Origin of the sequence: Sulfitobacter alexandrii (genome assembly GCF_001886735.1) — a bacterium.
In the GTDB taxonomy this organism is placed as follows: domain Bacteria; phylum Pseudomonadota; class Alphaproteobacteria; order Rhodobacterales; family Rhodobacteraceae; genus Sulfitobacter; species Sulfitobacter alexandrii.
This window is the reverse complement of record NZ_CP018076.1, coordinates 1,198,176-1,219,568: the sequence shown is the minus strand read 5'-3', so window position 1 is coordinate 1,219,568 and position 21,393 is coordinate 1,198,176. Positions and strand designations below refer to the sequence as shown.

General features: G+C 66.6%; 22 protein-coding genes and 1 pseudogene. 10 read left to right on the top strand and 13 right to left on the bottom strand.

Translation table 11 applies throughout. The features are described 5' to 3' along the window. Positions 1-196 precede the first annotated feature (196 nt). Entirely contained in the window at positions 197-853 is a 657-nt protein-coding gene (locus tag BOO69_RS05960) for a glutathione S-transferase N-terminal domain-containing protein (RefSeq protein ID WP_071971192.1), read from the top strand. A 45-nt stretch (positions 854-898) separates the two neighbouring features. Here the strand turns inward: BOO69_RS05960 and BOO69_RS05955 are convergent, their stop codons facing one another. Continuing rightward, positions 899-1,777, bottom strand: coding sequence for a lytic transglycosylase domain-containing protein (locus BOO69_RS05955; protein WP_071971190.1), 879 nt, complete (start codon positions 1,775-1,777; stop codon positions 899-901). A gap of 105 nt (positions 1,778-1,882) precedes the next feature. On the opposite strand from BOO69_RS05955, the gene ftsY reads away from it, so the two are divergent. Continuing rightward, positions 1,883-3,430 carry a signal recognition particle-docking protein FtsY gene (gene ftsY / locus BOO69_RS05950; protein ID WP_071971188.1) on the top strand — a complete coding sequence of 516 codons (1,548 nt, stop codon included), beginning with the start codon at positions 1,883-1,885 and terminating at the stop codon, positions 3,428-3,430. 3 nt (positions 3,431-3,433) lie between these two features. On the opposite strand, the gene BOO69_RS05945 is transcribed toward ftsY, so the two are convergent. Continuing rightward, complete coding sequence (locus BOO69_RS05945; RefSeq protein ID WP_071971186.1) at positions 3,434-3,931, bottom strand: MgtC/SapB family protein; 498 nt, start codon at positions 3,929-3,931, stop codon at positions 3,434-3,436. Between the two features lie 71 nt (positions 3,932-4,002). Between BOO69_RS05945 and BOO69_RS05940 the strand changes: the two genes are divergently transcribed. Both BOO69_RS05940 and BOO69_RS05935 read left to right on the top strand, forming a co-directional pair. Beyond that, entirely contained in the window at positions 4,003-4,905 is a 903-nt protein-coding gene (locus tag BOO69_RS05940) for a DMT family transporter (protein ID WP_071971184.1), read from the top strand. A 14-nt stretch (positions 4,906-4,919) separates the two neighbouring features. Beyond that, entirely contained in the window at positions 4,920-5,525 is a 606-nt protein-coding gene (locus BOO69_RS05935; protein ID WP_071971182.1) for an inner membrane-spanning protein YciB, read from the top strand. A 27-nt stretch (positions 5,526-5,552) separates the two neighbouring features. On the opposite strand, the gene BOO69_RS05930 is transcribed toward BOO69_RS05935, so the two are convergent. Beyond that, on the bottom strand, positions 5,553-5,852 hold the full coding sequence (locus BOO69_RS05930; RefSeq protein WP_071971180.1) for an SH3 domain-containing protein: 300 nt from the start codon (positions 5,850-5,852) through the stop codon (positions 5,553-5,555). A gap of 131 nt (positions 5,853-5,983) precedes the next feature. Beyond that, positions 5,984-7,695 (bottom strand): annotated as a pseudogene (locus BOO69_RS05925) (NAD(P)H-dependent oxidoreductase subunit E). Positions 7,696-7,877: 182 nt separating this feature from the next. Here BOO69_RS05925 and BOO69_RS05920 point away from each other — a divergent pair. From BOO69_RS05920 to BOO69_RS05910, 3 genes are read left to right on the top strand one after another with little or no spacing between them, the layout of a single operon-like run. Beyond that, positions 7,878-8,888 (top strand): alkane 1-monooxygenase, encoded by a 1,011-nt coding sequence (locus tag BOO69_RS05920; RefSeq protein WP_071971178.1) that lies wholly within the window; start codon positions 7,878-7,880, stop codon positions 8,886-8,888. A 49-nt stretch (positions 8,889-8,937) separates the two neighbouring features. Continuing rightward, positions 8,938-9,333 carry a hypothetical protein gene (locus BOO69_RS05915; RefSeq protein ID WP_071971176.1) on the top strand — a complete coding sequence of 132 codons (396 nt, stop codon included), beginning with the start codon at positions 8,938-8,940 and terminating at the stop codon, positions 9,331-9,333. Further along, entirely contained in the window at positions 9,330-9,728 is a 399-nt protein-coding gene (locus tag BOO69_RS05910) for a hypothetical protein (RefSeq protein ID WP_071971174.1), read from the top strand. Before BOO69_RS05915 ends, BOO69_RS05910 begins: the two co-directional genes overlap by 4 nt. 1 nt (position 9,729) lies before the next feature. On the opposite strand, the gene xseA is transcribed toward BOO69_RS05910, so the two are convergent. Beyond that, a complete protein-coding gene (gene xseA / locus BOO69_RS05905) occupies positions 9,730-11,292 on the bottom strand; it encodes an exodeoxyribonuclease VII large subunit (protein WP_071971172.1) in 1,563 nt (520 codons plus the stop codon). 71 nt (positions 11,293-11,363) lie between these two features. Here xseA and purD point away from each other — a divergent pair, with 71 nt between their 5' ends. Next, positions 11,364-12,626 carry a phosphoribosylamine--glycine ligase gene (gene purD, locus BOO69_RS05900; RefSeq protein WP_071971171.1) on the top strand — a complete coding sequence of 421 codons (1,263 nt, stop codon included), beginning with the start codon at positions 11,364-11,366 and terminating at the stop codon, positions 12,624-12,626. Between the two features lie 20 nt (positions 12,627-12,646). Continuing rightward, on the top strand, positions 12,647-13,390 hold the full coding sequence (locus BOO69_RS05895; RefSeq protein ID WP_216637008.1) for a sulfotransferase family 2 domain-containing protein: 744 nt from the start codon (positions 12,647-12,649) through the stop codon (positions 13,388-13,390). Between the two features lie 12 nt (positions 13,391-13,402). On the opposite strand, the gene BOO69_RS05890 is transcribed toward BOO69_RS05895, so the two are convergent. The 3 genes from BOO69_RS05890 to BOO69_RS05880 are packed head-to-tail and all read right to left on the bottom strand — an operon-like array spanning position 13,403 to position 14,883. Next, the gene (locus BOO69_RS05890) at positions 13,403-13,801 is read right to left on the bottom strand and encodes a hypothetical protein (RefSeq protein WP_071971168.1); all 399 of its coding nucleotides are present in this window, start codon (positions 13,799-13,801) and stop codon (positions 13,403-13,405) included. After that, the gene (locus BOO69_RS05885) at positions 13,801-14,499 is read right to left on the bottom strand and encodes a hypothetical protein (RefSeq protein WP_071973668.1); all 699 of its coding nucleotides are present in this window, start codon (positions 14,497-14,499) and stop codon (positions 13,801-13,803) included. The genes BOO69_RS05890 and BOO69_RS05885 overlap by 1 nt, the downstream gene beginning before the upstream one ends. 60 nt (positions 14,500-14,559) lie before the next feature. Next, positions 14,560-14,883 carry a 2Fe-2S iron-sulfur cluster-binding protein gene (locus tag BOO69_RS05880; protein WP_071971166.1) on the bottom strand — a complete coding sequence of 108 codons (324 nt, stop codon included), beginning with the start codon at positions 14,881-14,883 and terminating at the stop codon, positions 14,560-14,562. 146 nt (positions 14,884-15,029) lie between these two features. On the opposite strand from BOO69_RS05880, the gene BOO69_RS05875 reads away from it, so the two are divergent. Next, complete coding sequence (locus tag BOO69_RS05875; protein WP_071971164.1) at positions 15,030-15,587, top strand: peptidoglycan-binding domain-containing protein; 558 nt, start codon at positions 15,030-15,032, stop codon at positions 15,585-15,587. Positions 15,588-15,670: 83 nt separating this feature from the next. Here BOO69_RS05875 and BOO69_RS05870 read toward each other — a convergent pair whose 3' ends face one another. The 5 genes from BOO69_RS05870 to BOO69_RS05850 form a co-directional block, all read right to left on the bottom strand. Next, complete coding sequence (locus tag BOO69_RS05870; RefSeq protein WP_418361306.1) at positions 15,671-17,086, bottom strand: DegQ family serine endoprotease; 1,416 nt, start codon at positions 17,084-17,086, stop codon at positions 15,671-15,673. A gap of 218 nt (positions 17,087-17,304) precedes the next feature. After that, on the bottom strand, positions 17,305-17,499 hold the full coding sequence (locus tag BOO69_RS05865; protein ID WP_071971160.1) for a DUF2065 family protein: 195 nt from the start codon (positions 17,497-17,499) through the stop codon (positions 17,305-17,307). Next, positions 17,496-18,572: a protease modulator HflC gene (gene hflC, locus BOO69_RS05860; RefSeq protein ID WP_071971158.1), complete on the bottom strand. Its 1,077-nt coding sequence runs from the start codon at positions 18,570-18,572 to the stop codon at positions 17,496-17,498. The genes BOO69_RS05865 and hflC overlap by 4 nt, the downstream gene beginning before the upstream one ends. Continuing rightward, positions 18,572-19,807: an FtsH protease activity modulator HflK gene (gene hflK, locus BOO69_RS05855; protein WP_172839500.1), complete on the bottom strand. Its 1,236-nt coding sequence runs from the start codon at positions 19,805-19,807 to the stop codon at positions 18,572-18,574. Before hflK ends, hflC begins: the two co-directional genes overlap by 1 nt. Before the next feature lie 87 nt (positions 19,808-19,894). Next, the gene (locus BOO69_RS05850; RefSeq protein ID WP_071971156.1) at positions 19,895-21,373 is read right to left on the bottom strand and encodes an FAD-dependent oxidoreductase; all 1,479 of its coding nucleotides are present in this window, start codon (positions 21,371-21,373) and stop codon (positions 19,895-19,897) included. Positions 21,374-21,393 lie beyond the last annotated feature (20 nt).

The window sequence follows — 21,393 nt, the reverse complement described above, 5'->3', positions numbered from 1 at the left end:
CCAGACGCGGTCAAGCGAAAGGAGTCTTTCCTCGACCTTTTAGCGGTTTTGACAGGCTGTGCCTGCCGTGGCCCGCAATCCGGTAACAAATCACCACGCCGCTGTGCTACTGCGCGGCCACCGGCAGGTCAAGAGCCGCGCCTTGGCATTCGCTGCAAAACCGGCATGATGGAGCCGCGCAGGCAGGAGAACCGGCATGACCGCCCCCATCGACCTTTATTACTGGCCCACCCCGAACGGATGGAAGATCTCCATCGCGCTGGAGGAGATGGGATTGCCCTACACCACGCATCTGGTGGACATCAGCGCGGGCGACCAGTTCGACCCGGCGTTCCTGAAGATCGCGCCGAACAACCGGATGCCCGCAGTCGTGGACCCGGACGGCCCCGACGGCGCGCCGGTCTCCATATTCGAATCCGGTGCGATCCTTCAGTATCTCGCCCGCAAGACCGGGCAATTCTGCGGCGGCACCGAGCGGGAACGCATCGCGGTGGACCAGTGGCTGATGTGGCAGATGGGCGGGCTTGGCCCGATGGCCGGTCAGGCCCACCACTTCCTCAAGTTCGCCCCCAGACAGGATCCGCCACAGGACATTCCCTATGCCAAGGACCGCTACCGCGCGGAAACCGCACGGCTTTACGGGGTTCTGGATCGTCAGTTGGCGGGGAACGAGTATGTTGCCGGCGATTTCCCGTCGATCGCGGATTTCGCGATCTGGGGCTGGGCTTCGCTGTGGGAAGGCCAGCAACAGACACTGGATGACAAGCCGCACATGGCGCGCTGGCTCGATCTGATGGGCGCCCGCCCCGGCGTGCAGGCGGGACGCGCGCTGCACGCGGACAAGCGCCCCTAGCCGCCTCTCTGTCTCAGTCGTCCGGTTCGGGGCCTCGGTCGCGGATCAATTCTGCACGACAAGGCAGATGCAGCTTTGGCGGCGCATGGCATCGCACAGCGCTTGCGCATCCTCTCTCCGGTTCCGGCCGAACTGGGCAAAGTAGTAGCCCTTCCGCCCGCTCACCCGGTTCTTCTTGAACACGAGGTCGGTCGTCTCGCCCTTCACGGCGGCCCGGCAACTTGCCGTGCGTTCCGTCACGCGCGCCCGCGCAAGTTTTTCGGAGGTGGCGAAGGCGACCTGCACGCCCCACGGCTTCACCCGCGCCTTGGGCCGCGCGAGCGCGGTGATCCGCCTGTTGCGCGCCATCTCGTAGCAGGCGGGCAGGAAGTCTGACGTTTTCGACAGGCGCATGTCATGTGCCTTGGGCGGGTCGTCGCGCCAGGTCTCTGCGGAAAGGCCGGTGACGATCGGAACGTATTGCACGGTTTCGGGGGCCAGCCCGCCGCCCTTCAGGAAGCCTTCGGCGCGCCGCTCGCCCCCGTTGTATCCCACGGCGGCCATGCCTTCGTTGCCGTAGCGTGCAACCATTTCGGCCAGATATTGCGCGGAATGCTCCAGCGCCTCCGCCGGATTGTAGGGGTCTTTCAGCCCGCGCAGCGCGGCGGTGGACGGGATGAATTGCGCGATGCCGCGCGCATCCGCGTGGGACAGCGCGTTGGGGTCGAACCGGCTTTCCTGCCAGATGAGCCGGGCAAAGAAATCGCGGTTCAGGTCATGACGATCCGCGAATGTCCGGATGGCGTTGCAGGTATCATAGACGAAATGCGCCGACCGGATGCATTCCACGTGTCCCCATTTGCCCGAAGAGCACATGCGCCCCGGCGCGTCGGCCAGCACGGGCGGCGCAAGCAATGCGACAGCGAGGATCAGCCAACGGGTCATGCCCTCTTGGTGGAACGGGCCAGCTGTCATGTCAATTGCACGCCGCGCCCTTCCATCCCGCCCAGGTAGCCTATATTTCAATGGAAACCGGAATGGAGATACCCCTTGGCATTTTTCAAGAAGCTGAAAGACCGGCTGTTCAAGTCCTCTTCCAAGATCGACGAGGGACTTGAAGCGATCGTCAGCGACGGCGGCGAGGAAGAAGCGGCCGGCGTCGACGAGGTGATGGAGGAAGCCCCCGCCGCCGCCACCGCCGCACTCCCCGAGGCGGTGGACCGCGAACCGGCCCCCCTGCCCGCCGCCGATGCCGAACCCGACATCAAGACGGTCGCACCCGATCCAAAGCCCACCCCCGAACCGGAGCCGGTCCCCGAGCCGGAGCCGGAAAAAGTACCGGAAACGGAGCCTGAAACAGTTCCGGAGCCGGAGCCTGAAACCGTCCCGGACCCGGGCCCCGATCCTGCCCCGGATCCCGATCCGCGGGAGACTCCGGCGCCGGATCCCGCACCGCGTCCCGATCCCGCGCCGCAGCCGCAGCCGAACCCGACGCCGCCGCCCGAGGCACCGCAACCGCAGGACCCGACACCGGAGGAGCTGCCCTCGCCCACCAGCCCGCCGCAGGAGGTGCCGCAGCGCGATACGCCGCCGGAGGTGACGCCGCTCGCCGATCCCGTTCCGCCGCAGGCCGCGCCCGCCCCGCTGCGCACCACGATGACCTCCGTCGCGCCGGATTTGTCTGACGCGGTGGAGGAACCGGCACGCAAGGGCGGTTTCCTGGGCCGTATCATGGGCCGGGGCGCCAGCCAGAAGAACGTGGTGCGCCGGGTGCTGGACGATGACATGCTCGAACAGCTCGAGGAACTGCTGATCACCGCGGACATGGGCGTGGATACCGCCCTGCGCGTCACCGCGAACATGGCCGAGGGGCGCTTCGGCCGGAAGCTTTCGGTGGTCGAGATCAAGCAGCTGATGGCCGACGAGGTCAGTCGCATCATGGACCCGGTGGCGCGGCCCCTGCCGATCTACCCCAAGACCCCACAGGTGGTGCTGGTGGTCGGCGTGAACGGATCGGGAAAGACCACGACGATCGGCAAGCTCGCCAGCCAGTTCCGCGCGGCGGGCAAGAAGGTCGTCATCGCGGCAGGAGACACCTTTCGCGCCGCGGCGGTGGAACAGTTGCAGGTCTGGGGCGACCGTGCCGGCGTTCCCGTGCTGACGGCCGCACAGGGCTCCGACCCGGCAAGCCTCGCCTTCGACGCGATGACCAAGGCGCAGGCGGACGGGGCCGACCTGCTGTTGATCGACACCGCGGGCCGCTTGCAGAACCGCGGCGACCTGATGGAGGAACTCGCCAAGATCGTGCGCGTCATCCGCAAGAAGGACGAGACCGCGCCGCACAACACGCTGCTGGTGCTGGATGCCACCACCGGGCAGAACGCGCTGAACCAGGTCAAGGTCTTTCAGGAAATATCCGATGTCTCGGGTCTGGTCATGACGAAACTCGACGGCACCGCAAAAGGGGGCGTGCTGGTCGCGCTGGCTGACAAGTTCGGCCTGCCCATCCATGCCATCGGGGTGGGCGAGCAGATCGATGACCTGTCGCCTTTCGACCCGCAGGAATTCGCGGATGCACTGGTTGGCTACGACAGATGATTTTCAGTCCGGGTCGTCAGACATCATCGGCGACCGCCGTTCGACCCAGGTCAGCAGAATGAGCACCAGGAGGGCCAGCACCGTCGCCAGCGCGGCGAGCGGGACGCGCCCGGCACCGCAGCACAGGCCGATCGCGCCCGCAAGCCACATGCTGGCGCCGGTGGTCAGGTTCTTGACGTTGCCGCCCGAGGTGAAGATGGCGCCCGCGGCCAGAAAGGCCACACCGGCCGTCACGGCCTCGATCAGGCGCAGCGGATCGACCCGCCGGGTGTCGTCGTCGCCGAAGTCCAGCGCGCTGATCTCGAAGGCGACAAGAATGAAGACGCAGGCGGCCAGTGAAATCAGCATGTGCGTGCGCAATCCCGCGGGCTTCGCCCGCCATTCGCGTTCGAACCCGATGATGGCGCCGAACAGCAGCGCCATGCCCATGCGCAGGGCCGCGACGCTCATGGGGGTCGCGGAAAACGAATTGGTCAGATCGGCGGCGATGGTCTCGAACATCGGGGCGTTCCTGGCTTGAAACTTCTGTTGACCAACAGTCCCTGCCGGGCCCCGGTTCCGAGGTTGCGTGAATGAGCGACTGGCTGCTTGCCATCGAAGGTACCCCTGCGGGCCACCAGTTGGCGCTGGTCCTGGCGCTGTCCGCCGCGGTCCTGCACGCGGTGTTCGGCGCGCTGCAGAAAGGGCGTCACGACCCCTGGATGACGCGCGGCGCGGTGGATTTCTGCTATTGCGTGATGGCGGCACCCTTTGCCCTTTTCGTGGTGCCATGGCCCGAGCCGCACATGTGGATCATCTTTGCCGGGGCATGGGTGATCCATGTCTGCTACAAGCTGCTTCAGGCATGGGCCTATACCAAGGGTGCCTACACGGTGGTCTATCCGGTCGTGCGAGGCACCGGGCCGCTGTTCGCGGTGATCGGTGCTTACCTGATCTTCGGTGAACGGTTCACGGGCGTGCAGTGGATGGGCGTGGCGGTGCTCCTGTCGGGCATCTTCGGCCTAGCGGTCTACAACCTGCGCAAGCTCGAGGCGCAGCGCGACACGCTGAACGCCGCGCTGGGTCTCGCGGTGCTGACGGGCCTTTTCGTCGCGCTCTACACGACCTTCGACGCCTACGGCATCCGCGCGACCGAGAATCCCTTTACCTTCCTTGCATGGTTTTTCATGATCGACGGTGTCGTCATGCCGGTCATCGCGGCGGTGCGCTGGCGCCGGATGGCCGCCCCGCCCGAGGTCGGGCCGCTGATGCTGCGCGGACTGTTCGGCGGACTGGTCGCCTTTGCCAGCTTCGGTGCCATCATGATGGCGACCCGGCTCGACAAGGTGGGCGAGGCCGCGGTCCTGCGCGAGACATCGACGGTCTTCGCGGCGCTGATCGGGGTTGTCTTTCTCAAGGAGACGGTCGGCCCGCGCCGCGTGGCCCTGATGGCATTGATCGCGGCGGGCGCTGTGATAGTGGAACTTGGCGGATAAAGGAGCGCGACGACATGGCGACACACCGGGAAGTGAACCCCTTTCTGAAATCGGCCCTCGAGTACGGCCCGATCCTGCTGTTCTTCATCGCGTACCTCAGGCTGAAGGACCGAACCTTCACCATCGCCGGGACGGAGTACGACGGGTTCATCGTGGTCACCGCCGCTTTCATCCCGCTGCTGGTTGCGGCGACCGGGATCATGTGGGCGCTGACAGGCCGGCTCAACCGCATGCAGGTGGCCACCGTGGTTCTCGTGGTGGTCTTCGGCGGGTTGTCGGTCTGGCTGAACGACGACCGTTTCTTCAAGATGAAGCCGACGATGATCTACCTCCTGTTCGGCGGGATCCTTGCCGTCGGGCTGCTGCGGGGGCAGTCCTACCTGAAATACGTCATGGAAGAGATTATGCCGTTGCAGGATGGCGGCTGGATGCTGCTTACCCGGCGGCTGATGTACTTCTTCATCGGGCTGGCCATCGCGAACGAGGTGATCTGGCGCAGCTTCTCCACCGAGACATGGGTCTATTTCAAGACGTTCGGCCTGCCGGTGGCGATGTTCGGTTTCTTCATGCTGCAGGGCAAGCTGTTCCAGACCTATGGCGTGGACAAGGCCGACCGCTGACGCCGCCGGCGGTCGCCTCTGCGCCCGCTACTTCCGCCGCAGGTAGGCATAGGATGCGTAGCCGGTGGCGCCCCGCGCGTCTGCGAGGGTGACCTCGCACCAGCGGGTCGCGCCCGTCGATTCGCAGCGCCCGACGTCCACTTCGGTGCCGTTGGGCATGCCCAGAAGTTCGACGAACCCGGTCCCCGGCCCCGCCCGCAGTTTGAGCATGTCGCCCTCTTCCACGCCGAAAACCTCGTACCGGCCCGGCAGGATGCCCGCCGAAGGGGCGGCACAGCCACAGACGGTCACGCTGGCGGCCAGCACGGCTCCGATCATACCTCGCATCTCGTTCTCCTCTGGCAGGTGCGCCCCTTTTGGCACCGCGCCATGCCCGAGGGAACCGAAAGACGCGGGGCACAGGCAAGATTCGGCTGACAGGAGGTCGCAAAGCGGCCGCCTGCCCCGGATCGGACGCCTCAGATCTCGTCGGGGAAATGCTTCATCACCATCCGGATCGGGTTCGGCGCCGCCTGCCCCAGACCGCAGATCGAGGCATCGACCATCGCGGTACTGAGTTCCTCCAGCAATTCGGTGTCCCAGCGGTCCGCCTGCATCAGCTTGACCGCCTTTTCGCATCCGACACGGCAGGGCGTGCACTGGCCGCAGCTTTCGTCCTCGAAGAAGCGCAGCATGTTCAACGCCGCCGCACGCGCGCTGTCGGCTTTGGAAAGGACCACCACCGCGGCCGACCCAATGAACGACCCGTGAGGTTGCAGCGTGTCGAAATCGAGCGGGATGTCGTCCATCGACGCGGGCAGCAGGCCCGAGGACGGCCCCCCCGGCTGATAGGCCTTGAACACATGTCCCTCGGCCATCCCGCCCGCGGCATCGATGATGTCCGTAATGGTGGAGCCGGCCGGCAGCAGGTACATTCCCGGCTTCGCCACGCGGCCCGACACGGAATAGCTGCGCAATCCCTTGCGCCCGTTCCTTTCGGTCCCGCTCAGGACTTCGGGCCCCTCGCGGCAGACCCTTGCCACCCAGTGCAACGTCTCGACGTTGTGCACCAGTGTCGGGCGGTCGAAGATGCCGACCTGCGCCACGTAGGGCGGCCGGTGCCGCGGGATGCCGCGCTTGCCTTCGATGCTTTCGATCATCGCGGATTCCTCGCCGCAGATATAGGCGCCGGCCCCGCGCCGCAGGTCGATGTAGCCGGTCTCGACGATCCCCGCCGCCTCGATCGCGGCGATCTCGCGCCGGAGAATCTCCAGCACGGCCGGATATTCGTCGCGCATGTAGAGAAAGACCTTTTCGGCCTCGACCGCCCAGGCGGCGATCAGCATCCCTTCGAGGAAATGGTGCGGATCGCGTTCGAGATACCAGCGGTCCTTGAACGTGCCCGGCTCGCCCTCGTCACCGTTCACGGCCATGTATCGCGGCCCGGCGTTGCCCCGCACGAAGCCCCATTTCTTGCCCGACGGGAAGCCGGCACCACCGAGGCCGCGTAGCCCGCTGTCCAGCACTTTCTGCTGGACCGCTTCCCAGTCGCCACTCGCCCGCAGGTCTGCAAGGGTTTCGTACCCGCCCTCCGCCCTGTAGGCGTCGAAGGCCTGGTAGGACGGCACATGGGCGTGGGTGTCCCCGGCGGCGATCGCCGCCTGGACTTTCTCGGGTGTCGCGTGGTCGATGTGGTTATGGCCGATCTCCAGCACCGGCGCGGTGTCGCAGCGGCCCATGCAGGGCGCCCGCAGCACGCGGACCTCCGCCGGGTCGAGCCCGTCTTGCAGCGCGGTCTTCAGGGCCTGGGCCCCGGCCAGTTCGCACGAAAGGCTGTCGCACACGCGGATGGTCAGGGGGGGGGCGGAGTCTCGCCCTCCTTCACCACGTCGAAATGCGCGTAGAACGTCGCGACCTCGTAGACTTCCGCCATTGAGATCCGCATCTCTTCGGCGAGGGCACGCAGATGGGCCGCCGACAGGTGGCCGAAAGCATCCTGGATCAGGTGCAGGAATTCGATCAGCAGGTCGCGGTCGCGGGGACGGTCGCCCAGCAGGGCGCGTACCTCTTCCCACGGCCCGTCCAGCAGTTGCCGCCCCTTGGTGTGGCGCCGCCCCTTGCCCTTGCCGGACTTCCAGACGCCTTTCCTCGGCCCGTCGTTCCCGGTGTTTGCGTGATCGTCCAGCGCCATGTTGCATTCCCTTCTGCCGTGCCCCGCCGGGGCTGCGCCGACCCTAGCAAAACCCCGCCGCCTGCCGCGATCGAAAAGCGACGATTTCGACACGGTTTGCGCGTCGAAATCCCCAATACGCGTCTAGGCGGGAACACAATTCGCCTATAAGAAACCCCGGACCCGGACCGGAGCCGCAAACGATGATGTGGTACGCCTTTGCCAGCCTGTTGCCCGCGGGCCTCCTGACCTTCGCCTGCCTGTTCGGCGGCGCCTGGCCTGTCGTGTCGGTGCTGTCGATCACGGTTTTCGTGTTCTTCATGGACAAGCTGCCACGGAGCGCGCAGGTCAGCCCCGCCACGGGCCGGTCGCTGAGCCTTCTGCTGGCGGCGGTGCATTTCCCGCTGCTGGCGCTGGGGGTGTGGGCGCTGGGGGCCGGGGCGCATCTCGACCTCGTGGACAGGCTGCTGATCTTCGCAGGCCTCGGGCTGTTCTTTGGCCAGGTGTCGAATTCCAACGCCCACGAGCTGATCCATGCGCGCAGCCGCCTGCCCCGGCGGATCGGGGCGGCGATCTACGTGTCGCTGCTGCATGGCCACCATGTGTCGGCCCATCTTCGGGTGCACCATGTCCACGCCGCCACCGACGCGGACCCCAACTCGGCCCCGCTCGGCATGGGCTTCTGGCGCTACTGCGGTCATGTCCTCAAGGGGGAATTCCTCGCCGGGTTGCGCGCCGAGAACCGGCATCGCAACCGCGCCGTGCCGCCGCCCGCCCTCTGGCGCCATCCCTACCTGTATTACGTCGGCGGCGGCGCCGTGGCGCTGGCCTGTGCCTTTGCGCTCGCGGGGCTTCCGGGCGTCGCGGCCCATGTCGGCATCGCGCTCTACGCCCAGTGGCAGCTCTTGCTGTCGGATTACGTGCAGCACTACGGCCTGCGCCGCCGCCTCGATACCGGCAAGCCCGAACCGGTCGGGCCACAGCATAGCTGGAACGCGCCCAAGTGGTATTCCAGCGCCATGATGCTGAACGCCCCGCGCCATTCGGATCATCACATGCGGCCGTCCCGCGCCTTCCCGGCGCTGGAAGTCACCCCCGACACCATGCCTGTCCTGCCGCACAGCCTGCCCGTGATGGCCGTCGTGGCGCTCGTGCCGCCGGTCTGGCGGCGGGTCATGGACCGGCGCGCCGCGCGGTGGCAGGATGTCGCATGAGCCTCGATCCCCACTGGAACCGTTCGGGCCTTTCTGACACTCTGCCCGAATGAGAAGCATTGCCCTGATCCTCGCCAGCCTGCTGGCGCTGCCTGCCGCCGCGCAGGATCTCATGACGGCCGAGGAGTTCGATGCCTACACCCGCGGCAAGACCCTGTTCTACGGGCGGGGCGGCACCGCCTACGGTGCCGAGGTCTACCACGAGAACCGTCGTGTCGTCTGGTCGTTTCTCGACGGCGACTGCCGCGAGGGCGAATGGTATCAGGACGGGCAGCTGATCTGCTTTGTCTACGAGGATAATCCCGACCCCCAGTGCTGGAGCTTTTCGCGCGGCACCGGCGGGTTGATCGCCCGGTTCGAGAACGACCCGCAGACGACCGAGCTTTACGAGGCGCGGGACGGCGACGAGGAAATGATCTGCCTCGGCCCGAAGGTCGGCGTGTGAAACCGCTGATCGCGGCCCTGCTGCTGGGCGCGGGCATCGCATCGGCCGAGCCTTTGGACACCGCACAGGCGTTTCGGGACTACGTGGGCGGCAAGACGATCTATTTCGACCGGGGCGACGGACGGGGCGTGACCGCCGCCGAAAGCTACATGGAGGACCGGCGCGTCCGCTGGTCGGAGCGGGATGGGACCTGCATCGAGGGCGAATGGTTCGCCCGCGACGGGCTGATCTGCTTTACCTACGAGAACAACCCCGACCCCCAGTGCTGGGCGGTGGAACGCACGTCGACCGGCATTGTGGCGGTTCTGCGCAACGGCGGCTTTCCCACGCGCATCGTCGAAAGCGACCCCGGCAAGGATGCCTTTCAATGCCTCGGCCCCAAGGTCGGTGTCTGACCTAGAACAGCGATCCCTGCTCCGGCGGCTTTTCACCCGACTTGCGTGAGGTCGCTTTGCCTGTCGGACCCGTGCCCGCCGCGCCGACGGTCACGCGGCCATCGGCGAATTCGATCTCGAGCCGTGCCGCCTTCTGCGCCGCCGCCTTGCCGGTCACGACCTCGCCGTCGCCGCGCACCACGGCATAGCCGCGGGCCAGCGTCGCCTTGTAGCTGAGCGTTTCACGAAGCCGGTCCAGCGCGTCGATCCGCTGCCGCCAGCCGCGCGTCTGGCGCTGGCCCGCATCGGACAGCCGGCCGACCAGCGCGGCAAAGGCATCGGCCTTGCGGGCACGGTCGCGTTCCAGCGCAGCGGGCCGGAAACCCCGCGCACGGCTCTCGAAGCGGTCTCTCCGCGCCGCGATGAGCCGATCAAGGGCGGGCGTCAGCCGCGCGGCGACCTCGTTCAGCCTGCGGCGTTCCTGCCCCACGCGCTGGCGCAAGGTCGACGGGCGCAACGAACCCGACACATCCGCAAGCCTGACCCGCCGGCGCTGCACGCCGGAGATCAGCGCCGGCTCCAGCTTCTCGCCCGCGCGGTCGAGCCGCTGGCGCGGCCCGTCGAGCAGCGTGTCGGCGCGGGGCAACGCACGCGCCATGTCGCGCAGGCGCTGGTCGCGGCGGCTGAGCCCCTGGCTCAGCAGCACGCGCATCCGGGCTTCCTGACTGTCGAGCCAGGCCGCCAGTTCGTGCCGGACAGGCACCGCCAGTTCCGCCGCCGCCGTGGGCGTGGGCGCGCGACGGTCCGACACGTAATCGATCAGCGTCGTGTCCGTCTCGTGCCCCACGGCGGAGATCAGAGGAATCTCCGAAGCCGCGGCTACCCGTGCGACGATTTCCTCGTTGAAGCCCCACAGATCCTCGACCGAACCGCCGCCGCGCGCGACTATCAGCAAGTCGGGCCGCGGCATCGCGCCGCCGGGGGTCAGCGCGTTGAAGCCCGCGATTGCCCGCGCCACCTCGGGCGCGCATCTGGCACCCTGAACCGCGACCGGCCAGATCAGCACCTTGCGCGGGAACCGGTCGCGCAGTCGATGCAGGATGTCGCGGATCACCGCACCCGAAGGCGATGTGACCACACCGATGACATCGGGAAGGTAGGGCAAGGGCCGCTTGCGCCCTTGGTCGAACAGGCCTTCCGCCGCCAGCGCCTTCTTGCGCTTTTCCAGCAGCGCCATGAGCGCGCCCATCCCCGCCGGCTTGATGTCCTCGATCACGATCTGGTACTTGGATTGCCCCCCGAAAGTGGTGACGCGCCCCGTCGCAACCACTTCCATGCCTTCTTCGGGCTGCGTCTCCAGCCGGGCGGTGACCCCCTTCCAGATCACGCCCGAGATCACCGACTTGTCATCCTTGAGGTCGAGGTAGACATGCCCTGACCTCGGCCTGCTGACACGGCCCACCTCGCCCCTGATCCGGACGTGTCCGAATTCGCCTTCGATCACCTGCTTGATCGCCCCCGAAATTTCGGTGACGGAGAATTCGGGGCTGTTCAGCCCTTCGCGCGGATCGTCGATCAGGTCCATGTCCTGTCCTTGTGTCTTGGTCGGGTGCAGAATAGAACGCGAGCAGACAAAGGCCAAGGGAGTGCAGCCCCATGAACATCCTCATTCTGGGCAGCGGCGGACGCGAACACAGTCTCGCCTGGGCCACCCTGCAGAACCCGAAGTGCGACAAGCTGATCGTGGCACCGGGCAATGCGGGCATCGCGAAGATCGCGGACTGCGCCGATCTCGATATCATGGATGGCGGCGCCGTCGCCGTCTTCTGCGACGACAACAACATCGACTTCGTGATCGTCGGGCCCGAGGCGCCCCTCGCCGCGGGGGTCGCCGACGACCTGCGTGCCGCGGGCTACACGGTGTTCGGCCCCTCGGCTGCCGCGGCAGCGCTCGAGGCGTCAAAGGCCTTTACCAAGGAAATCTGCGATGCGGCCAGGGCGCCGACGGCGGCCTACGGCCACTTCACCGATGCGGACGCCGCCCGCGCCCACGTCAAGGCCCATGGCGCGCCGATCGTGATCAAGGCAGACGGCCTCGCCGCGGGCAAGGGCGTCATCATCGCCATGACGGAGGACGAAGCCCTGTCGGCGGTGGATACCATGTTCGAAGGCGCTTTCGGCGATGCGGGCGCCGAAGTTGTGATCGAGGAGTTCATGGAGGGCGAGGAAGCCTCCTTCTTCGTGCTGTGCGACGGCGAGACGGTGCTGCCCATCGGCACCGCGCAGGATCACAAGCGCGTCGGCGACGGCGACACCGGACCGAACACCGGCGGCATGGGGGCCTATTCCCCCGCGCCCGTGCTGACCGACGCAATCGCGCAGCGGGCGCTCGACGAGATCGTCCGCCCCTGCATGGCCGAGATGGTCCGGCGCGGCATCCCTTACCAAGGGGTGCTCTACGCCGGGCTGATGATCCGCGACGGCGCGCCTCGGCTGGTCGAATACAATGTCCGCTTTGGCGATCCGGAATGCCAGGTCCTCATGATGCGGCTGGGCGCGCAGGCGTTCGACCTGATGCACGCCACCGCCGACGGCCGCCTGGCCGACGCGCGGGTCAACTGGGCCGAGGATCACGCGATCACCGTGGTGATGGCGGCTGACGGCTATCCCGGCAGCTACGAGAAGGGAAGCGTGATCGGGGGCCTCGACGCGCTGCCGGAGGACAGCGCGAACATGGTGTTTCACGCCGGAACCACCCGCGCGGAGGGGCAGTTCCGCGCCGCCGGCGGCCGGGTGCTCAACGTCACGGCGCGCGGTGCATCCCTGGCCGAAGCGCAGGCGCGGGCCTATGCGATGGTGGACCGGATCGACTGGCCCGAAGGGTTCTGCCGGCGTGACATCGGATGGCGGGCCTTGTGAGCCGGTTGCCCACCCTCGACGTGACCGGAAAGACAGGCATCTTCTGGCTTCACATCAAGAAAAGCGCGGGCCTGTCCACACGCAAAATGCTGGGGGATCTGTATCACCTGACCGACAAGAACATGATGCCGACCGGTTTCCTGCAGGCCCCCAAAGCCGAATACAACGACATCCTCAACAATTTCCGCGTCCTGCTGGGCCCCTACCAGTTCCGGCGCTGCCTGTTCGCGCAGACCTATCTGTATCCCGACGATTTCGACCGCTATTTCCGCTTTGCCTTTTGCCGCGACCCGTTGGCGCGCTGCGTCAGCCAGTTCCGCTACCTCTGGGCGCGCAGCGATCCGGCACGGTTCGGGGCGCAAACCTCCCTCATGACAGACCGTCTGGTGTTCGGCGGCGAGCCGGAGCAGGACTTCGACCGGTTTCTGGCGGCCATCGAGGAATGCCGCGCTTCGCCTTCCAACATCAAACCCTACGGGCTGCATTTCCAGACCCATGTGGCCGCGATGTCGGACGACATCTGCGATGACGCGGGCAAGCCGCTGCTCGACATGATCTTTCGGCTCGAAGACCTGCTGCCCGCCCTCAACATGGTGCGCGTCGCATTTGACCGCGCGCCGATCCCGCCGGACCAGGCCGCCCATGTGAACAGGTCACGCGACAACGGCTTCACCCCGACACCGGCCCAGCGCGGAAGGATACGAGAGCTGTTTGCCGCGGATTACGAGATCTACGAAGGCAAATGCTGGCGCGGTTTTGACTGACGGCGCCGCCGCTCACGACATCGGCGGGTCATAGCAGGCCACCGGCTGATCGGTGATCCGACTGACCCGCTGGCGGGAGCCACCCGGCGATACGACGATGATGGTCCCGTCGACTTCGTAGGGTGTCCAGCAGTGGTTCACGCCCCACTGGTCCTCGTAGCGGAAACAGACCTGGCTGTCGGTCAGGGTGACCTCGCCATAGGTGCAGCTTCCGTCGCTGCGCGCCCAGACGGTGCGTTGGCGCGACAGGAATTCCTCGATCCCGACGAGCCGCCCCGTCCCGAGGCTTTCGAAGGTCAGGGTACGACCTGCCGCGTGGTCCATGAATTCTTCCGGCGAAAGCTGCGTCTGCGCCGAAACGGGGCCGCAAAGCAGCAGGACAAGGGGCATCAGCGCACGACACAGGCGCATCAGCAGGCCATTGCAGCGTCGATGCTGCCATTGCCCCGGTAGGGTCCGGCGTCGCGCGCCGTGAGCGCGCCCGCCTGAAGCCGCACCGCAACGATCCGACGCCACGCCGCGTCCGCCATGATTATCTCGGGCCGCCCGCCGCATCGCCGGATGCCACCCGAGATGTCGGCCATGCCGATCCGGTGGTTGGTCACGCCCGGCAGGCGGGCCACCTCTTCCAGCGTGCCATCCCGGTAGCGCCAGATCCGCAGCACCCGCGCAAGGTGCGGCCGGTCGACATAGGCGATCTCCACTTGGCCGTCGCCGTCCAGATCGGCGGCCCCCACGATACCGAGCCACCGATGCCGGGTGCCGATGGGCGGTGTCTCCGCCACGACGGCGATGGTCGTTCCGCGCGGGTGGCCCTCGCTTGGCACCTCGTCGAAGATGCGCACCGCTGACCCCTCTTCGAAATACGAGATCACGGTGATAAGCTCGTTCTCGCCGTCGCCGTCGAGATCCACGAGGCGGGGCGCCGTATCTTCGTAGACAGCCTCGAACGTGCCGACGCCGATGACACGCCCCCCGGTCAGCCGGACCTCCAGCCCGGCGTATTCCCCGCCGGGCAGAACGCCGTGGCCGTACACCTCGGTCGGCATGTCGTAGCGCGCGGCTTCGATATCCGCGACCGCCCGGCCCGCCCCCAGCGCGGCGAGCATCAGGGCGCCACAGGCAACCCCGCGACCGAATGGCCAGGGCCGACGCGGCGGCCGAGGCATTCAGATCTGCTTTTCGGGCATCTGGACCCGCAGGCCATCCAGCGCGTCGGTCACCTTGAGCTGACAGGTCAGCCGCGACCGCTCCGCGTCGGGCTCGTAGGCAAAGTCGAGCATGTCTTCTTCCATGTCGTCCCTCGCCGGCAGCTTGTCGACCCAGGCGGGATCGACGTAGACATGGCAGGTCGAACAGGCGCAGGCGCCGCCGCAGTCGGCCTCGATCCCGGGAATGTTGTTGTCACGTGCGCCCTCCATCACGGTCATGCCGTTGGCGACCTCGACGACGTGCTCTTTGCCACCATGCTCCACGTAAGTAATCTTGGCCATTATGGGTCCCTTCCCTCATCTGCTTTCCGCATGTTCTAGCGGCGTGGATGGTCGTCTGCCACCCCCATTTCTCGGCGCTGCGCTAGGCAAGGTCGGGAAAACCGGCTAGGGTCGCGGCAAAACACCAGACCCACAGGTATTGGGCCATGTCACAGGCGATTATCCCCCCGGCGCGCGTATTGCGCCCCTGTCTCGGCGCGTTGTTCTGCGCGCTTCTTGCATCCTGCGACGGGGTGGCCCCCGCCGCGGACGCGCCCCCCGATCCCGGCGTGCTCGAGGCGACACGCAACGGCCCCGCAGGCGCGGCCCCCGGCAGCTGCTGGGGACGGACGGTGAGCCCGGCGGTCTTCGAGACGGTGACCGAACAGGTCCAGGTCGAGCCGGCAAAGGTCAATCCGGACGGGAGCGTCGCCAAGCTGCCGGTCTACCGGTCGGAAACGCATCAGGAAATGGTGGTGCCCCGCCGCGACAACTGGTTCGAGACCCCCTGTCCCGAGGTGCTGACCGCCGAATTCGTGTCATCGCTGCAGCGCGCCCTGTCGGCACGTGGCCTGTTTGACGGTGCGATTACCGGCAAGATGGACGATGCCACCCGCGCTGCGGTCCAGCGGTATCAGCAGGAGAGCGGGCCCGACAGCGGCGTCCTGTCGCTTGAGGCCGCGCGGAGCCTCGGGCTGATCGCGGTCGAGCGCGATACGGGCTGATCCGCCCGCCGCCGACCGCGAAGCGCGAAAATGAAAAAGGGCACCGCCGGGGTGCCCTTTCCTGTCCTGCGCCAGCGGTCTGCCTAGCCTTCGAGCGACAGCGCCACGAAGCGGGGGTCGCCCGCCCGGCGGACCAGCAGCAGAAGCGACTTGCGCCCCGCGTCCCTTGCCGCGGCGACACGTTCCTCGAGGTCCGCGATGGACGTCACCTTCTGCTGGCCTGCCTCGGTGATGATGTCACCCACGCGCAGCCCTTTCTCGAACGCCTCCGACGCTTCATCGACCTCGGTGACCGCAAGACCCATGGTACCGGCATCGGCACCCAGTTCCTCGCGGATCTCGTCGGTCAGCGGGGTCAGCGTCAGCCCCAGCATGGACTGCTGAACCGGCGCTTCCTCGAGTTCTTCTTCCTCGGCGCCGGTCACGGCCTCGCTGTCCGCGTCCTCGCGACGGCCAAGCACGACCTTGACGGTCTGGCTCTTGCCTTCGCGCATCACCGTGACGCGAACGCTCGCTCCCACGGGGGAATTGCCCACCTGACGCACGAGGGCGCGGGTATCGGCCACCTCGACCCCGTCGAAGGACATGATGACGTCACCGGTCAGCAGGCCCGCTTCCTTGGCGGGACCGTCCGGCACATCGGTGATCAGCGCGCCGGTCGCGGACGCGAGGCCCAGGCCCTCGGCGATGTCCTCCGTCACGTCCTGGATGCGGACGCCCAGCCAGCCGCGCCGCGTCTCGCCGTACTCTTTCAGCTGGTCGACCACGCGGGTCACGACGTTGGACGCCATGGAGAACCCGATCCCGATGGAACCGCCGTTGGGAGACAGGATCGCCGTGTTCACGCCGATCACCTGGCCGTCCATGTTGAACAGCGGTCCACCCGAATTCCCGCGGTTGATGGCCGCGTCGGTCTGGATGTAGTCATCGTAGGTGCCCGACAGGGCGCGGTTGCGGGCCGATACGATCCCCGCACTTACCGAGAACCCCTGCCCCAGCGGGTTACCCATGGCGATCACCCAGTCGCCGACCCGGGCCTCGTTGCTGTCGCCGAAGCTGACATAGGGCAACGGATTGTCCGCTTCGACCTTCAACAGGGCGATGTCCGTGTTGGGGTCGGTGCCGATCACCTTGGCGGTCAATTCCTTGCCCGAGAAAAATTCGACCGTGATCTCGTCGGCCCCGTCGATCACGTGGTTGTTGGTGACCACGTAGCCGTCTTCGGAGATGACGAAGCCGGACCCGAGCGCGGACGACCGGCGGGGCCGCTGACCTTCGCCCCCGTTGTTGCGGTCGCGGAACTCACGGAAGAAATCCTCGAAGGGGGAGCCCTCGGGCACGATGCCCTGCGGGCCGGTACGCCCTTCGACCACGGTGGAGGTGGTGATGTTGACGACCGAGGGGCTGATCTGCTCCGCCAGCGGCGCCAGGCTTTCCGGCTTGGCCAGAACCGCGATGGATTGCGCCACCATCAGCACGAAGGCCAGCAGGCTCAGCATCAGGCCCTTGAACATCCGGCTTTCGTGAAAGGGAACGGCGCGCACTTGTGTGCGTGACTGCATGGGGTTGTCTCCTGCTTTGTCCGATGGGGCAAGCTGCCCGAAGCATCTTGCCGACAGAGTGCATGGTGTACAGATGCACCGCAACATCAAAGATGTGGCACATCACGGGCTTTTCAACAGCCGGTGACGGAAACGAGAGCGGGCGTCAGCCACCGTCAGACCCCGATCTGGAACGCGAGCCATACGAGCACAAGGCCGCCCACGACGACCAGCGCACCGATCTGCCGGATCGCCTGTTCGGGCATGGTGCGCAGCAGTTCCAGCATCCGCTCCAAAAGCGAAGGGGCCAGTGCGTACACCAGCCCCTCAAGGATCATCACCAGCCCGAGCGCGAGCAGCAGGAGCGTCATTGCGTCGGCGCATCCGCCGCGGGTTGCTCAGCGGCAGGCTCGGCGGCGGGTGCCGGTGCCTCGTCAGCGGTTTCATCCGCGGCAGGCTCCTGCGCCTCGGGCGCCGGTGCTGCGGGCTGGGATGCCGCGGGGGTTGCGGGAGCGTTGTTCGCGGAACGCGCGGGCGCGCCACTGGCGTTGAACTCGCCCTCGACAGACCGGCTGCCCTGATCCGACCGGAGGTAGTTGAAGAACTCCGAATCCGGGGACATCACCATCGTCGAGTTCTGCCCCTTCAGCGCTTCCTCGTAGGCCGTCAGCGACCGGTAGAATTCAAAGAATTCCTGATCCCGGCCGTAGGACTGCGCGAAGATCCTGTTGCGCTCGGCGTCCGCCTCACCTTCGATGATGCGCGCGTCACGCCGGGCCTCCGACAGGATTTCCTCGTACGTACGGTCAGCCAGCGCCCTGATCCGCTGGGCCGCTTCCTGACCACGGGCACGCTCGTCCGTTGCCTCGCGGTCCCGCTCGGCGATCATCCGCTGCAGGGTCGCGTCAAAGTTCTGCTCCGGCAGGTTCGTCTGGCGCAGCCGCACGTCCACGATGCTCAGCCCCAGCACGCTTGCACGCTGGTCGGCATTCTCGCGGATCTGGTCCATCAGCCCCGCCCGTTCCGGCGACAGGATGGTGTTCGACGTCACCCCCTGCGAGCCGAGCACGGCACGGATCTGCGATTCCATGATGCCGCTCAGGTCGTTCTCGGCCTGACGCTGGCCGCCGACACCGATGGCCTGACGGAACTGCACGACATCGGCGATACGGTAGAGCACCAGCGCATCGACCAGCAGACGCCTGTCGTCGGCGGGCGTGATCTCGATCAGCTCGGTCTCGAGCGTGAGGATCCGGTCCTCGAAGCGCACGACCTCGTCCAGCAACGGCAGCTTGAAGCCGAGGCCGGGTTCGGTCCTGACCTGCTTGATCTGGCCAAAGCGCAGGACGAGGGCATTCTCCCGTTCGTCCACGACGAAGATGGAGGACAGCAGCGCGACAAGCGCAATCACCACGACGGGTATCAGAAATCCGATCTTACGCATCAGTTCGACCCTCCATTGCGACGCAACTCGTTGAGGGGCAGATAGGGCACAACGCCCTGCCCCGAGCCGGACCCGCCGACACCACCTTCAAGGATGATCTTGTCGACGTCGCCCAGCACCTTCTGCATCGTTTCGATGTACAGGCGCTTCCGGGTGACTTCCGGGGCCTGCTCGTATTCGGCCAGAACCGCCTCGAAACGGCTGGCCTCACCGACCGCGTCGTTGACGACGCGCGCGCGGTAGCCTTCGGCGGATTCCAGCAGCTGCGCGCTTTCACCGCGCGCCTCGGCGGTGCGCCGGTTCGCGTAGGCATCCGCCTGACGCATCAGACGGTCACGCTCCTGTTCGGCGGCCTGCACATCCCGGAATGCATCCACCGCGGACCCCTGCCGCGTCGTGCCATCGGCGTTCGTCACCGTGACCGTCTGGCTGGGCGGGTCCACCTTGTTGAGGTTGACGCGCAGGATGTTGATGCCGGTCTCGCGGTTGTCCAGCGTCGACTGGATCAACACTTTCACCTGCTCGGCCACGGCACCCCGGTCCCGGTTGAGAATGGGGGCCAGCTCGGACTGCGCGATCGCCTCGCGCATCGCGGATTCCGAAATCGCCCGCACGCTCGCATCCGGCTCGCGCAGCGAGAAGAGGAAGTCGCGGGCGTTCTTGATGTTCCAGACCACCTGGAAATCCACATCGACGATGTTCTCGTCCGTGGTCAGCATCAGCCCGTCGTTATCGGACGCGCCGCGACCCATGCCGATGGTCTCGGTCCGGTTGGTGGTGACGTCGAACACCTCGGCGGTGACAAAGGGCCACGGCGCGAAATTCAGACCTTCCGTCCCGATCTGGTGGAACTCGCCGAGGAAAAGCTCGACGGACTGCTGTTCGGGCCGCACCGTGTAGAAGCTGGCGAAAGCCCAGAGGCCCGCCGCGGCCAGAAGCCCCAGACCGACCGTGCCCCGTGTCAGCGCGGGGCCGCCATTGCCGCCGTTGTCGCCGGAGCCATTGCCCCGGTTGCGGTTGCCGCCGCCCATCAGGACGCGCAGGTGTTCCTGCCCCTTCCGGACCAGATCGTCGATTTCCGGGATCTGCGGTCGGTCACCGGGTCCGCGGCCGCCGGAGCCGCGACCGCCACCGTTCTGTCCACGGTCGCCGCCCTGTCCGCCGCCTTGTCCGTTCTCGCGGCCTCCACCGCCATTGCCGCCCCCTCCCCAGGGGCCGCCCGAATTGCCAGCCATATGTCGTGTTCCCCTCTGCGCCGCGGAACGCGGCCTTATCTGGTTACTCTATGTACGCTTTTGAATGTGGGCGCAAACCGCCCGGATTCAAGCGGTGCGGGTCGGCTTGCGCATGGTGACCAGTTCTTCGGACATGGTCGGATGCACCGCACAGGTCGCGTCGAATTGTTCCTTTGTCAGCTTTGCCTTGACCGCGATGCCCGCCATCTGGATCAGCTCCCCGGCATGGGGTGCGACGATATGGCAGCCCAGGACCACGCGGGTTTCCTTGGACACCACCAGCTTCATCAGCACCCGGTCCGCTTTGCCGGCAAAGGCGGTCTGCATCGGCTTGAAGGAGGTGCAATAGATCTCGACCGGTTCGCGGTCACGCGCGTCCTCCTCGCTCAGCCCCACGGTGCCCATCTCGGGCTGGGTGAAGATGGCAGAGGGGATGAGCTCGTGATCCACCGGCGTCGGGTTTCCGCCGAACACCGTTTCGGCGAATGCCATGCCCTCGCGTATCGCCACCGGGGTCAGGTTGACCCGGTCGGTCACGTCACCGATGGCATAGACGGACGGCACGGCGGTCTGGCTGTACTCGTCCACCTCGATCTCGCCCCGGCGGCCCAGTTTCACACCGATGTCCTCGAGCCCCATGTCATGGGTGGAAGGATCGCGCCCGGTGGCGAACAGCACCATGTCGAAGACCTTTTCACCGCCGTTGGTCGACTTGACCCAGATCGGCCCTGATTGCCCTGCCTTCGCGCCTTCAGCGGACTCGCGCAGATCGGCGGCCTGCTGGGCGCTGGCCCCCATCGTGGCATCGGAGCCCGTCGGCTGCCCGCCCTCTTCGCGCTCGCTGGCAAGCGACATTTCGACGATGTTGGTGCCCGTGTGCAGATCGATCCCGCTGTCGCGCATGCTTTCCGCGACCAGACCGCGCGCTTCCTCGTCGAAGCCGCGCAGGATCTGCGCCCCGCGATAGTACTGCGTGACCTCGACACCCAGACCGCGCATGATGCAGGCGAATTCGCAGGCGATGTAGCCACCGCCGATGATCAGCAGCGACTTCGGCAGTTTCTCGAGGTGGAATATGTCGTCTGACACGATGCCGAGGTCCGCGTTCGGCAGGTCAGGCCGGACCGGATGCCCCCCGGTCGCAACCAGAATGTGCTTGGCGGTCTTCGTGGTGCCGTCCGCCAGCTCCACCGTGTGCGCGTCCCTGAGCCGTGCCCTCTGGTCGAAGGTTTCCACGCCGGAATTTGCCAGCAGCTTGCGATAGACCTGTTCGAGCCGGTCCAGTTCTTTCATCAGCCGGTAGCGGAAGTCGTGCCAGTCGAACGGTCCCTGCTTGAGGTCCCAGCCGAAACACTTGGCCTCGTCCACCACGTCCGAATACCCCGACGCGAAGACCATCAGCTTCTTCGGCACGCAGCCGCGAATGACGCAGGTGCCACCGTACCGGTCCTCTTCGGCCAGTGCGACCTTTGCCCCGTGTTCCCCGGCCGCGACCCGCGCGGCGCGCACGCCGCCGGACCCGCCGCCGATCACAAAGAGGTCGTAGTCGAAATCGGTATCAGCCATTCGGAAGTTCCTTGTCTGCA